14 protein-coding genes are annotated in these 12,299 nt (G+C 58.9%); 4 read left to right on the forward strand and 10 right to left on the reverse strand.

The features are described 5' to 3' along the window. Positions 1-10 precede the first annotated feature (10 nt). From fapC to B7L09_RS00990, 6 genes are all read right to left on the reverse strand, one after another. Complete coding sequence (fapC, locus tag B7L09_RS00965; RefSeq protein ID WP_094467369.1) at positions 11-1,438, reverse strand: amyloid-like fimbrin subunit FapC; 1,428 nt, start codon at positions 1,436-1,438, stop codon at positions 11-13. Positions 1,439-1,490: 52 nt separating this feature from the next. Further along, entirely contained in the window at positions 1,491-2,063 is a 573-nt protein-coding gene (fapB, locus tag B7L09_RS00970; protein ID WP_094467370.1) for a fibril amyloid subunit FapB, read from the reverse strand. A 1-nt stretch (position 2,064) separates the two neighbouring features. Then, complete coding sequence (fapA, locus tag B7L09_RS00975; protein ID WP_094467371.1) at positions 2,065-2,502, reverse strand: functional amyloid chaperone FapA; 438 nt, start codon at positions 2,500-2,502, stop codon at positions 2,065-2,067. A 331-nt stretch (positions 2,503-2,833) separates the two neighbouring features. After that, a complete protein-coding gene (locus B7L09_RS00980) occupies positions 2,834-3,358 on the reverse strand; it encodes an AAA family ATPase (protein WP_094467372.1) in 525 nt (174 codons plus the stop codon). Further along, positions 3,355-3,918, reverse strand: coding sequence for a nicotinamide riboside transporter PnuC (gene pnuC / locus B7L09_RS00985; RefSeq protein WP_094467373.1), 564 nt, complete (start codon positions 3,916-3,918; stop codon positions 3,355-3,357). Before pnuC ends, B7L09_RS00980 begins: the two co-directional genes overlap by 4 nt. A 237-nt stretch (positions 3,919-4,155) precedes the next feature. After that, positions 4,156-5,790 carry a methyl-accepting chemotaxis protein gene (locus B7L09_RS00990; protein WP_094467374.1) on the reverse strand — a complete coding sequence of 545 codons (1,635 nt, stop codon included), beginning with the start codon at positions 5,788-5,790 and terminating at the stop codon, positions 4,156-4,158. A gap of 289 nt (positions 5,791-6,079) precedes the next feature. Here B7L09_RS00990 and B7L09_RS00995 point away from each other — a divergent pair, with 289 nt between their 5' ends. Beyond that, positions 6,080-6,910 (forward strand): undecaprenyl-diphosphate phosphatase, encoded by an 831-nt coding sequence (locus B7L09_RS00995; RefSeq protein ID WP_094467381.1) that lies wholly within the window; start codon positions 6,080-6,082, stop codon positions 6,908-6,910. Then, a complete protein-coding gene (locus B7L09_RS01000) occupies positions 6,907-7,338 on the forward strand; it encodes a DUF1294 domain-containing protein (protein WP_094467375.1) in 432 nt (143 codons plus the stop codon). Before B7L09_RS00995 ends, B7L09_RS01000 begins: the two co-directional genes overlap by 4 nt. Here B7L09_RS01000 and B7L09_RS01005 read toward each other — a convergent pair. Together B7L09_RS01005 and B7L09_RS01010 are read right to left on the reverse strand one after the other, a co-directional pair. Further along, positions 7,335-7,694 carry an MmcQ/YjbR family DNA-binding protein gene (locus B7L09_RS01005; protein ID WP_094467376.1) on the reverse strand — a complete coding sequence of 120 codons (360 nt, stop codon included), beginning with the start codon at positions 7,692-7,694 and terminating at the stop codon, positions 7,335-7,337. The two genes, B7L09_RS01000 and B7L09_RS01005, sit on opposite strands and share 4 nt — an antisense overlap. Continuing rightward, complete coding sequence (locus B7L09_RS01010; protein WP_094467377.1) at positions 7,691-8,599, reverse strand: LysR substrate-binding domain-containing protein; 909 nt, start codon at positions 8,597-8,599, stop codon at positions 7,691-7,693. The genes B7L09_RS01005 and B7L09_RS01010 overlap by 4 nt, the downstream gene beginning before the upstream one ends. Positions 8,600-8,728: 129 nt before the next feature. On the opposite strand from B7L09_RS01010, the gene B7L09_RS01015 reads away from it, so the two are divergent. Together B7L09_RS01015 and B7L09_RS01020 are read left to right on the forward strand one after the other, a co-directional pair. Then, on the forward strand, positions 8,729-9,340 hold the full coding sequence (locus B7L09_RS01015; RefSeq protein ID WP_094467378.1) for an FMN-dependent NADH-azoreductase: 612 nt from the start codon (positions 8,729-8,731) through the stop codon (positions 9,338-9,340). Between the two features lie 168 nt (positions 9,341-9,508). Continuing rightward, on the forward strand, positions 9,509-10,546 hold the full coding sequence (locus tag B7L09_RS01020; RefSeq protein ID WP_094467379.1) for an alpha/beta hydrolase family protein: 1,038 nt from the start codon (positions 9,509-9,511) through the stop codon (positions 10,544-10,546). Positions 10,547-10,556: 10 nt separating this feature from the next. On the opposite strand, the gene B7L09_RS01025 is transcribed toward B7L09_RS01020, so the two are convergent. After that, positions 10,557-11,744, reverse strand: a complete 1,188-nt coding sequence (locus B7L09_RS01025; protein ID WP_094467380.1) for an MFS transporter — start codon at positions 11,742-11,744, stop codon at positions 10,557-10,559. 195 nt (positions 11,745-11,939) lie between these two features. Next, positions 11,940-12,299 (reverse strand): ATP-binding cassette domain-containing protein (locus tag B7L09_RS01030; RefSeq protein ID WP_141213413.1); only part of this gene is annotated, 360 nt, incomplete at its 5' end.

Genomic DNA, 12,299 nt, shown 5'->3' on the forward strand with positions numbered 1-12,299 from the left:
AGAGACAGCATTAGAACGAGTTGTTGGAAATGGCCAGCGAGTTGCTTTGTTGGTTGCCCACACCAGCAGCCACGTTGACGCCCAGGTTGCCACTGCCGCCATTCACCGAACCGGTCAGGGTTGCAGTGTTGGTCACAGGGTTAGCCCAGCCAGTTGGAGTCAGCACTTGATAGGAGTAGGTGTTGCTCAAATCATAAGAGCTGCTTTCACTGTAGCTTTTCGCTTTAGCGTACTCAGACTCGGACGATTGACTGCCCGATTTTTCGTACGAGGAGTCAGACGACTTCGTATACGACTTGTCGTACGATTTTTCGAACGACGAATCGCGAGATCTGTCGTACGAGGAATCGCGCGACTTGTCGTACGAGGATTCGTGCGATTTGTCATACGATTTGTCTATCGATGCATCAAGCGTTGCGTCGAGCGATGCGTTAAACGATGCGTCGGAAGAACTGCTGCGAGTGCGGTCGCCCCAGCCGTTATTGACGGTAGAGGAGTTGGAAGCCGCCGCAGTAGCGTCCAACGTAGCGTTCAAGGAAGCACTCAAAGAAGCGCTCGAAGAACCGCTTGCACTGCTGCTGTTGGAACCGCTGGCATTGCTGCTGTTGGAACCGCTCGCATTACTGCTGTGAGAACCGCTTATATCAACGCTTTTTGAACCGCTGGCGTCATAGCTTTTGGAACCGCTCTTATCCCAGCTAGAAGAAGCGCTTTGACTGCCGCTCGCGTCAAACGACTTATCTTTGGAGAAGCTGCCGCTCGCCGTATTGGTAACGGTGATGGTATCCACGCGATAAGTCCGATCGGCGCTGTTATTCACAACCAGGCCAGGACCTTGTTGATCGGCAGAGGCGGTGGCTGTTGCATTACCGAGTGGAGCATTGGTATTGGCAATAGCCATGGTGTTTTTCTGTTGGTTCAGGTCGCCGCCGGCAATGTTGATCCCCATATTGCCGCTGCCGTTATTGCCCGATCCACTCATCGCGCCAGTGTTTGTGACACCGTAGTTGTCGACACGGTTATTGTTGCTGTATTGCCGAACGCTAGCGGTGGCAGAGGCAGTGCCGAACACGAAGCTGTTATCGGTGGCTGCAGCTGCAGCGTTTGCGATAGCGGCCGCGTTGTCTTGTTGGTTGCCGCTGCCTGCTGCCACGTTGACACCGACGTTGCCGCTAGTGCCTGTGGCAGAGCTGCTCATACTTGCATCGTTGACAGTCCCTTCGTTACGGATACGGTTGCCAGTGCTGCTTTGGTTGTCCCAAGCATTGGCAGTCGCATAAACAGGGATCTTTGTTGGAGGAGGGGTGTGTTGACCGTTGTTATTATGGCCATTGTTATGGCCATTATGGTGGTCGTCACGCTGCCCAGCTTGTACAGCAACAGCCATGACCGCAGCAATTGCGAAAACCAGAGGCTTGATTGCCATCGAAGGTTTCATGGTGATTCTCCGTACTTATTTTAGGTTAAGTGTTGTTTCTTACCTTTTCGGGTCAATCCGCGACCCTTACGCTTAGGGTGTTTGCCATTCTGTTTCCCACCCCGGCGCTCTGATTCAACTGGATCACCCCACGGCTACCGGTGAATGCCTGGTCACTGGTAGTGACCTGGCGATAGCCTGGTGCAGAGTCAGTTGGATCGGAGTTGTTGAGCAGCGCCACGTTCTGTTGCATGAGGACGCTGTCGTCGATACTTTGCGGCTGAGCACTGATGCTGATACGCAGTGCGTTGGCTTGCTGGTTACTGGCGCCCGCACTCTGGTTGACACCCAGTACGCCGTTGCCGTGACTGAAGGAGTCGCCCTGTATGTTGGACTGGGCATCAATTCTGGGGTCGACTTGGGTGCGCAAACGCTGGCGAATCTGAGTGGTCGCACTGGCGTTGGTACCAATGGCGATGGCCCGGGCGTTGGCCTGTTGCTGAAAATCGCCCGCCGCCTGGTTAACCGTGAGGTTGCCTTGGTACTGCATGCCCGAACCGTCAATGTCGGCGTTATTGATGACGGGAGGTTGGGCAAAGGTCGATGCACTGCAAAACATGGCGATCATTAGCAGCGAACGATTCATCTTAACGGTCTCCCGTTATGATTTTCAGAGCACCCAGGCCCTGCTGGACGTTTGAATTGACCATGTTGGCAATCCCGTTGCCCGAATTTCCCGAACGTCCGGCAGGGAGGTTGGAAAGTTGGCTCTGGTTGCTGATGTTGCCGCCCAGATTGTTGGTGTTTTGAGTGACCAGGCGGTTGATGCCTGCACCACTGGCGACGTTGGCAAAGTCGCCGTCGCTCAACTCGTTCGTTTGCTGGAGGATTTGTCTCGACGGGTTGGCATTGACGGTCGTGGGGTTAGGGTCGGGGATTACCGGCGGAATGGTTGCGTTGCGGGTCTGGACATCACGTTTGATCGTTATGATGCCGTTGTCAGCCTGTACGGGCAGGCAAACTGTTAAGCCCAGTGCGCATCCGAACAACAGGAGGCTAAAGATACTTCTATCAAATTTCCCCACGGCGGCAATTCCTTCTGTAATTGGAACGCTGGCCCTTATCAGCGTTGCGAGGTAAAGAGCAGAAGGTGTGCCGCTTTCTGTTTTTCCTTAAAAAACAGTTGGTTGAATTAAATTGTCGGGGGGGTCAAAAAAATTGTGTAACGCCACTGAGACAGAGCTGCGCAAAAACGCAGTCCATGCGGGCGGCGGTGCACGCTGGGGGCATTGAAGGCAGGTTGTATCAGTGGCTTAACATTTTCTTGCGGGAACGCTCGGCCCGCTTTAGATCGCGGGTTTGCGCAGGAATGAGTGTTTCAGGAATGGACAGGTGCGGCGTCGAGGGGCGCTCCGGTCAGGCGTTGAGCAAGCGCGTCACCGCCTCGAATGCCGCGTCCTTGCGCTGCTGCCAGTCACCTTGCAGTACCTGACAAGGTTGGCGGTGCAGGTCAAGCCATTCATGGCTGGCCTGGAAAAACGCCTGGCGTTCTGCCAGTTGCGGCTGGCAACGTTGCCCATCGTCATGCCAAGCCACGGTTTCAGGGCTCAGCAGCAAATGCAGGTCGTAGCGCCGGGCCAGCAATGCTTGCTCGATCCATACCGGGCAATCGCCAAACAACGTGCGACTCCAAAGGATATTGCTTAAGAGGTGCGTATCGAGGATCAGCAGTGACGGTTGCCTGGCGCGTGCTTCGTCCTCCCACATAAGCTGGCCATGAGCTATCGAGGTAATGTCATCGTAGCGGGTTTCACGGGCTTCGCTTTCGATAAAGTGCCGAACGTACTCATTGACTAATATGCCGCCAAAATTGGCGTGAATCTCACCCGAAAGCCAGCTTTTACCGCTGGATTCNGGACCGGCCAGTACCACAACTTTCATGCGTGCAACGCCGGGTCGGCGCGCCATTCACGCCAGCCTTGCACGGCAATCACGGTGAACAGCGCGTAAAGCGCGGCCGTCAGGTACAGGCCTTTATAGAGGAACAGCCCGACGAAGATCACGTCCACCGCAATCCACAGCGGCCAGCATTGCACGCGTTTTTGCGCCATCCACATTTGTGCCACCAGGCTGAAGCCGGTGAGGGCGGCGTCAAGCCAGGGCTGCGCGGCATCTGTCCAGTGCGCCATGGCGGCGCCCAGCAGCAGACTGCCGATGGCGCCGGCCGCAAGGCCAATGGCGATCGATTTGGCATCAAGCCGGCTGACCTGCCGACCGGTATTTGCCTCACCCGCGTGGGTCCATTGCCACCAGCCGTAGAGCTGCAACGCGGCGTAGATCACCTGCAGCAGCATGTCGGAATAGAGCTTCACGTCNAAAAAGATCCAGGTGTAGAGCAACACCATGATCAGCCCGATGGGCCAGCACCAGGGGTTCTGTTTGACCGTCAACCAGACAGCGATCACCCCCAGGGCGGCGGCGAACAGTTCAAGCCCGGACATGGAGGTTCCTTGGGGAAGACGAAAGAGGGGGCGGATTGTACCTAGATTGTGATGCGCGAGCTTGCCCGACACCGTCAGTTAAAACGCAAAACCTGTGGGGGCGAGCTTGCTCGCGATGGCGGCAGGTCAGTCACATTAAANGAGCTTGCTCGCGATGGCGGCAGGTCAGTCACATTAAAGTTAACTGCCAGTCCGCTATCCCGAGCAAGCTCGCTCCCACAGGGGGTGTGTTATGACCTAAACGCGGAACTGTTTGAGCAGGCCGTTCAACTGCTCGCTCAAATCCTTGAGTCGCACACTGGCCACACTCGACTGCTCCGCCGCCAGCGCAGTGCTGTGGGACAACCCCGCGGCCTGGGTGACGTTCTGGTTGATGTCTTCCACCACATGCGCCTGTTGCAAGGTCGCGCTGGCAATCGANGCATTCAGCCCGTTGAGGTTGCGCAGCGCCTGGCCGATTGCATTCAGGCTGGCACCGGCCAGACCGGCCTGTTCGATGGTCAGTTGCGAAGCTCGGCTGCTGTCGCCGATCACCTTGACGGCCGCTTCCGAGTGACCTTGCAGGCGCTCGATCATCGCCTGGATCTCTGCGGTGGATTTTTGCGTGCGCTGGGCCAACAGCCGCACTTCATCGGCCACCACGGCAAACCCACGGCCTTGCTCACCGGCGCGNGCGGCTTCGATGGCGGCGTTGAGCGCCAGCAGGTTGGTTTGCTCGGCGATGGAGCGGATCACCTCCAGGACACTGCCAATCTGGGTGCTTTCAGCGGCCAGGGTGCGAATCACTTCCACGGCCTGGCTGATGGTGCCGGAGAGCTGGTCGATCTGCTGCAAGCTGCCGTCGATATTCACTTGNCCCTGCTGCGCCTGGGATTCGGCATCGCGCATTTCGCTGGCNGCGTGCTCGGCGTTCTTGGCCACGTCCTGCACGCCGTACGTCACTTCATTGATCGCCGTCGCCACCAGCTCCATCTGTTGCGATTGTTGCTGGCTGCGGTCATGGGCCTGCGCGGCATCGTTGCCCAGCTCGCTGGACGACTGGCCCAGGGCGCTGGCGGACACCTGCAGCTCGCTGATCACCCCTCGCAGTTTGGCAGTAAAGGCATTGAAGTGCCGTGCCAGCTGCGTGACTTCATCCNGCCCGTGGGTGTCGAGACTGCGGGTCAGGTCGCTTTCGCCACTGGCAATATTGGCCATCGCGTTCACGGTATCCTGAAGCGGGCGCACGATGCTGCGAGCGATCATGATCACCAGCAACGCCATGATCAGCGCAATCACCAGGCCGACGAACGAAGCCTTCCAGACTTGGCCGTAGAACTCGGCCTGCATGTCGTCGATGTACACGCCCGAGCCGATCACCCAGCCCCAAGGCTCGAACAATTTGACGTAGGAGGTTTTCCCGACCGGGTCGCTGGCGCCCGGTTTAGGCCAGCGGTAGTTGACCGTGCCGGCGCCCTTGGCCTTGGCCAGGCTCACGAACTCGTTGAACACCGCAAAACCGTCCGGGTCGCGGATGGCCGAGAGGTTCTGGCCATCCAGCTTGGGGTTGGCCGCGTGCATGATCATCACGGGCGTCAGGTCGTTGATCCAGAAATAATCGTCGTGGTCGTAGCGCAGTCCGCGCACAGCGGTCAGTGCCTGCTTCTGCGCGGCATCGCGGGTAAGCGTGCCGGCGGTTTCCAGGCCGTGGTAGTAGGTCAGAATGCCGCTGGCGGTCTGCACCACGTGCTGGGTTTTCTGGGCTTTTGCCTGGTACAGGTCGCTATGGATCTGCTTGAGCATCAACACGCCCAAGGTCAATAACATCACCACCGAAACAATCAAGATGAGCCACAAGCGTCGGCTGATCGACACACTGCGCAAGCTGTTCATAACGCTGTCACTCCGATTTCTTCTTCTTGTAATAAACGATTGCCAGCATCCAACCACGCTTTGCCGGTCGGGCATATGCGACCCAAGTCTCATTACGCAGCAGCGTTATCAGGGCTTGTCTGATAGGATTTCGGCCCCGCGCGGAAAAACCTGAATCCAAGTTGATTTTTCACGGAATTTTTACGGTTTCGTCTGGATCCTTTGTGCGCAGGACTTCGGCTACGCTTGGCGCAGTGAACGACTAAAAAACTAACGGGGCATGCCTTGGCGCATCGCCTTTGGGGGATTGATGGATCTTTGGACCGCCTTTCAGGCATTGATTCTTGGGGTTGTAGAGGGGCTGACGGAGTTTTTGCCCATTTCCAGTACCGGTCACCAGATCATTGTGGCTGACTTGCTCAACTTCGGTGGCGAACGGGCCATCGCTTTCAACATCATTATCCAGCTGGGGGCGATCCTGGCAGTGGTGTGGGAGTTTCGCCGCAAGATCTTCGATGTGGTCACAGGCTTGCGGTCTCAGCCGAGCGCTCGACGCTTTACCGCGAACCTGCTGATCGCTTTCATGCCGGCCGTGGTGCTGGGGGTGATTTTTTCCGATCTGATTCACCACTACCTGTTCAACCCGATCACTGTGGCCACGGCATTGGTCGTGGGCGGTGTCGTCATGCTCTGGGCGGAACGGCGCCAGCACGAAGTGCACGCTCACACCGTCGACGAAATAACCTGGAAAGACGCNCTCAAAGTCGGCGTTGCTCAATGCCTGGCGATGATTCCNGGNACCTCGCGCTCCGGCGCCACCATCATTGGCGGCTTGCTGTTCGGTCTGTCGCGCAAAACCGCNACGGAGTTCTCGTTTTTCCTGGCGATGCCAACCATGGTCGGTGCGGCGGTGTACTCGGGCTACAAGTACCGCGACCTGTTCGTGCCGTCTGACTTCCCGGTNTTNGCCATCGGTTTTGTCACCGCATTCGTCTTTGCGATGATTGCCGTCAGGGCCTTGCTGGTGTTCATCGCCAGCCACAGCTATGCGGCCTTTGCCTGGTATCGGATCGCGTTCGGCCTGGTGATCCTGGCGACCTGGCAGTTTGGCTGGATCGACTGGACCGCGGTCACGCCATGAGTGACGCCAGCGCGCGCAACAACCCCGGACGCAGGTCCGGGGGCGAGCGGGTCCAGCATCCACGGTTGAAACTGCTGGTGTTGGCGATTCTGTGCGCGCTGCCGCTGACGGGCTCGGTGTCGCTGTGGCTGCACGGAGTTTCGCTGATTCCGCTGGCGGCCTATGGCATCGTCAGTGTGCTGGCGTTCTTTCTGTACTGGAGCGATAAGCGCAAGGCGCGCGCCGACAGCTGGCGCACCCCGGAAAACGTGTTGCACGCGGTGGAACTGGCGGGCGGCTGGCCGGGTGCCTTGCTGGCTCAGCAGGTGTTTCGGCACAAGACCCGCAAGGTCTCGTTTCAACTGGTGTTCTGGCTCATTGTGCTGATGCACCAGGTGTTCTGGATCGACCAGTTGTTCCTCGGCGCTCATTTGTTTGCATTGCTCTAAAGCTGCAAGCTGACCTGGGTACGCTTGGGCAGCTTGCTCACCACCAACTGGTGCGAGCGTTTCAACAATTCCTGCAGCTCCTCGGCACCCAGCGGGTAGGGCGTGTTCATGATGATCCATTGCGCCCGTGCCAGGTACGGCGCCGGGTGGATGCCGGGGCGGTCCACATGNCCCAGGAACAGATCCTTGTCGACCTTGAAGGCCAGGGAATCGCCGCGCAGGTTCTGCAAGGCGAACATCTTGTTCCCCGCAATCGAAAACACCCGTACACCTCCCCATTTATAGTCTTCCCGCGCACCGGGCAGCGCGAGGCAGAATTGCGCGACGTCCTCTTCGCTCATACGTCCAGCCTTCATATCAATCGGTCCCCACAGGCATTGAATGATTCGATCAAATGGTCGATCCAGGCGCGCACGGCCGGCATCACCCCGCGCCGATGAGGGTAGACCGCTTGCAGCCAGCCGCCAGGCAATGACCAGTCGGGCAGCAACTGCACCAGCGAGCCATTTTCCAGTTCCTGTTCGCAATACATCATCGGCAGCATCGTGAACCCCTGGCCAGCGAGTGTGCAGGCCTTGCGCACGATGAAATCGTCGATGCCCAATCGTGCTTCCAGGCTCAAGTCGAAGCTTTTACCCTGCTGATCGAGCATGCGAATGTGCACCATGCGGTCGGCTTCCAGCGCGCCGAGCACCGGCAAGGTTTTCAGGTCTTCGGGGTGGTTGATCTCACGTCCGTGCAGGAAGGCCGGGCTGGCGACCATCGCCATCTGTGCCTGGCGCAAGCGGCGGGTCACCAGCAGCGGATCTTCATCGCCCAACTCACGGACCCGCAGCGCGACATCGACGCCTTCGGTCACCAGGTCGACCCGGCGATTGAGCAGCATGACTTCCAGTTGCACCTGGGGGTGCTTTTCGAGGAATCGGCTGATCACCGTCGGCAGCATTTCGTGGGCCAGGCCGACGGGGCACGACACCCGCAGGCGTCCCCTGGGTTCGCTGGACATACTGGCCACGGCTTCATCGGCCATTTCGGCTTCCAGCAGCATCGCCTGACAGTGCCGCAGGTAACGTTCGCCCACCGCCGTCAACTTCAGCTGTCGGGTGGTACGTTGCAGCAACCGTGCACCAAGGCGTTCTTCCAGCTCGGCAATCCGTCGCGACAACCGTGACTTGGGAATCCCGAGCAGCCGCCCGGCGGCCGCAAAGCCGCCGGCTTCGACGACTTTGGCAAAATAGTAGAGGTCGTTGAGGTCTTGCATGATTGAAATCCGATTGTTCTATCAGTGGGACGAACTATCGCATTGTTGCGGGCTAATCAGCTATTGGTTTCATCTGTAGGATCCTCCCCATCAGATCGCCCGGTGGCGATCCTCACCTGGAGATCCCTTATGAAACTGTTGCATATCGATTCGAGCATTCTTGGTGACAACTCGGCTTCCCGTCTGCTGAGCAGCGAAGTCGTCAAAGCCTGGCAAGCCGCCGAGCCAACCGCCGTAGTGACCTACCGTGACCTGGCCGCCGATGCCATCAGCCATTTCTCCGCCACCACACTGGTCGCCGCCGGCACCACCGCTGAACTGCGCAACGCCGCGCAACAGCACGAAGCCGAGCTGAGCGCCACCACCCTGGCCGAATTCCTCGCTGCTGATGCTGTTGTGATNGGCGCGCCGATGTACAACTTTTCGGTGCCTTCGCAGCTCAAGGCCTGGATCGACCGCATCGCGGTGGCCGGCCAGACGTTCCGTTACACCGAAGCCGGCCCTGAAGGCCTGTGCGGTGGCAAGAAACTNNTNATCGTCTCGACGTCCGGCGGTCTGCATGCCGGTCAGGCGACTGGCGTTGCGCACGAAGAGTACTTGAAGGTGCTGTTCGGCTTCATCGGCATCACCGACATTGAGTTTGTTCGCGCCCACGGCTTGGCCTACGGTGACGAAGTGCGCACCAAAGCCATGAGCGATGCTCACACGCAAATCAGCGAGCAACTGTTCGCCGCTGCGTAAGACTTGCGTAAAGAGCTCAAACAGCTCAGGCACCACCCAAAAAACTCTGTATTCTGATCACGCAAGTGCCAGATACGGAGTTTTTTGTTTCTGGTCATTACAGATTGTGGCCCGGGTTATGCAGTCGAGGGTTACCGACTCCGGTCCAGTAACAAGGTGGGGCATCCCATGGTGCGTCTTTGTGCAACGTTTCTGATTTGCCTGCTCAGCAGCCTGAATTCAGTGCACGCCGCGCCAGCACCGCACCCGCATTGGAGTGTGGGCTTCCANNNNATGAGTTTTCTCGACCCGCTGGATTTGCAGCCGATGCGCGCCATCGCGTTCTATCCCTCCAGCGACCGGGAACACACCAGCAAAATCGAAGGTTACACAGTCGAGGCAGGCGAGGACATCCGCGTCGCCATGGGCCGTTTCCCGATGCTGATGCTGTCTCACGGCAACACCGGAACCCCGCTGGCGCTGCACGACCTTGCCACCTCGCTGGCACGCAAAGGGTTTGTGGTGGTGGCGGTGATCCATCCCGGTGACAACTCCAAAGACCACAGCCGCCTCGGTACGTTGAGTAACCTTTACGGCCGGCCCATCCAGATTTCCGAAGCCATTACCGCGACCTTGGGCGACCGTATGCTCGCGCCTTTCGTCAATGCCGACCAGGTCGGCGTGATCGGTTATTCGGCGGGCGGCGAAACCGCGTTGATCCTGTCCGGCGCCACGCCTGACCTGGATCGTCTGCGCCGTTACTGCCAGGAGCGCCCGGACGATCGTGATGCCTGCAACACCCAGGGCGAGCTGATTGTCGACCGTGATGACTTGCAACCGGTGGCGGACCCGCGCGTGCATGCATTGCTGCTGATGGCGCCGCTGAGCCTGATGTTTGGCCGCCATACCCTGGCCGACGTGCATGTGCCGGTGCTGCTCTACAGTGGCGATGGCGACAAGTTGGTGGCGGTGGACAAGAATGCCGCCGCCCTGGCCCGCAAGCTGCCGATCGCACCGGACTTCAAATTGCTAGCGGGGGCAGGGCACTTCGTATTCATGGCGCCGTGCAACGAAGAGCAGATCGCCGCCATGCCGGCGTTGTGCACCGATGCCGACGGCGTTGACCGCGAGGACATCCATCGCAACATGGTGTCTGAAGCCGGGCGGTTCTTCTCGCACGCTTTGGGCAAGCCTACCCGCGCTGGAATGCAAACCGCCGATCAGTAATCGCCGCCCATCAGGCCATTGCGCGGCGTTTGAGTATCAAGGTCAAACCCAGCCCGGTCACCGACAACAGCGCCGCACTGAAGAAGATCCACGAATACCCCAGGTTCAACGCCACCGCGCCCATCAACGGCCCGGCAATCGCCAGTGCCAGATCAAAAAACACCGCATAAGCACTCAAACCCGCGCCGCGACTGGAGTTGGGCACTTGCTTGATCGCTTCAACCCCCAGCGCCGGATACACCAGCGACAGGCCGAACCCGGCCAGGCCCGCGCCGATCAGCGCATAGGCGGTGGAGGGTGCGAGCCACAGCAGCACCAGGCCCACCGTTTCAATGCTCATGCAGGCAATCGCCGAGGTGAAACCGCCGAAGCGGCTGATCGCGGAGATAAACAGCAAGCGCGACACAATAAAGCAGATCCCGAAAACCGTCAGGCAGTAGGCCGCGCCGGTCCAGCCACGGCTGACGTAATACAAGGTGATAAAGGTCGTCAGGGTGCCGTAACCGATGGAGGCCAGGCTCAGGCTGGCACCGAAGGGCGCNATGCGCCCGAACACCGCCCAGAATGGCAGCCGCTCGCCNCGAATCACCGGCACCGAGGGTTTATTGCGGATCAGCAACAGGGCGGCCAGGGCCAGCAGTGACAGCGCGATCCCCAAGCTGGCAAAGCCGTACTCGGCGACCATCACCACGCCCAGCGGCGCCCCGATCGCAATGGCGCCGTAAGACGCNATGCCGTTCCACGAAATCGAGCGCGCGGTGTGCTCTGCACCGACCTGGCCCATGCACCAGCTGATCGTGCCCACGCCAATCAAGCCCTGGGCGATGCCGAGCAACAAGCGACCGGCGATCAGGATCAACAGGCTCATCAGTGGAAAGCTTTGCAGCAAGGTTGAAATCAACGTCAGCACACCGCTCAGCACAATCCCCGACAGGCCGTAAACAATCGCCCGTTTGGTGCCAATGGTGTCTGACATACGCCCGGCCATTGGGCGGCTGAGCAGGGTGGCCAGGTATTGAGAGCCGATGGTCAGTCCCGCGATGATCGCACTGAACCCCAACTGCTCATGCACATAGCCCGGGATGACCGCGATCGGCAGGCCGATGCAGAGAAAGGCGATGAAGGTGTAGAAGACGATGGAGACGATCTGCAGGGTGATCGCCATGGAGCTTTGCGGTGGCAGTTGCTGCACTGACATGACGGCTCGTTCGCGGGCGGCGGTGGGAGAGCTGCATCATGGCTTGGGTGAGGAATAAAAGGAAGCAGGCTAACTATATTCGTTGTGCTTGAAGGCCCCACCAAAACATTGCTTGGCCCTGAAATGCAAAAAGCCCCGTCACAAGGACAGGGCTTTTCATTTATAGCGAACGTTTANNNCATTTATAGCGAACGTTTAGAACACAACGCCCTGGCTACGCAGGTAGTCATCATAAGTACCGCTGAAGTCGATCACGCCGCTTGGGCTCAACTCGATGATGCGGGTGGCCAGGGACGATACGAACTCACGGTCGTGGCTGACGAAGATCAGCGTGCCCGGGTAGTTTTCCAGCGCCAGGTTCAGCGCTTCGATGGATTCCATGTCCAAGTGGTTGGTCGGTTCGTCCATGATCAGCACGTTCGGCTTTTGCAGGATCAGCTTGCCGAACAGCATGCGACCTTGCTCACCACCGGAAATCACCTTGACCGACTTGAGGATCTCATCGTTGGAGAACAGCATGCGGCCCAGGGTGCCACGGACGANTTGCTCGCCGCC

Origin of the sequence: Pseudomonas mandelii (genome assembly GCF_002251635.1) — a bacterium.
Taxonomy (GTDB): Bacteria; Pseudomonadota; Gammaproteobacteria; order Pseudomonadales; family Pseudomonadaceae; genus Aquipseudomonas; species Aquipseudomonas mandelii_B.

Bases quoted from the DNA above. Each gene is read 5' to 3' on its own strand.
- fapC (WP_094467369.1), bottom strand. From the start codon at position 1,438: ATGAAACCTTCGATGGCAATCAAGCCTCTGGTTTTCGCAATTGCTGCG.
- fapB (WP_094467370.1), bottom strand. From the start codon at position 2,063: ATGAATCGTTCGCTGCTAATGATCGCCATGTTTTGCAGTGCATCGACC.
- B7L09_RS01000 (WP_094467375.1), top strand. From the start codon at position 6,907: ATGAGTGACGCCAGCGCGCGCAACAACCCCGGACGCAGGTCCGGGGGC.
- B7L09_RS01010 (WP_094467377.1), bottom strand. From the start codon at position 8,599: ATGCAAGACCTCAACGACCTCTACTATTTTGCCAAAGTCGTCGAAGCC.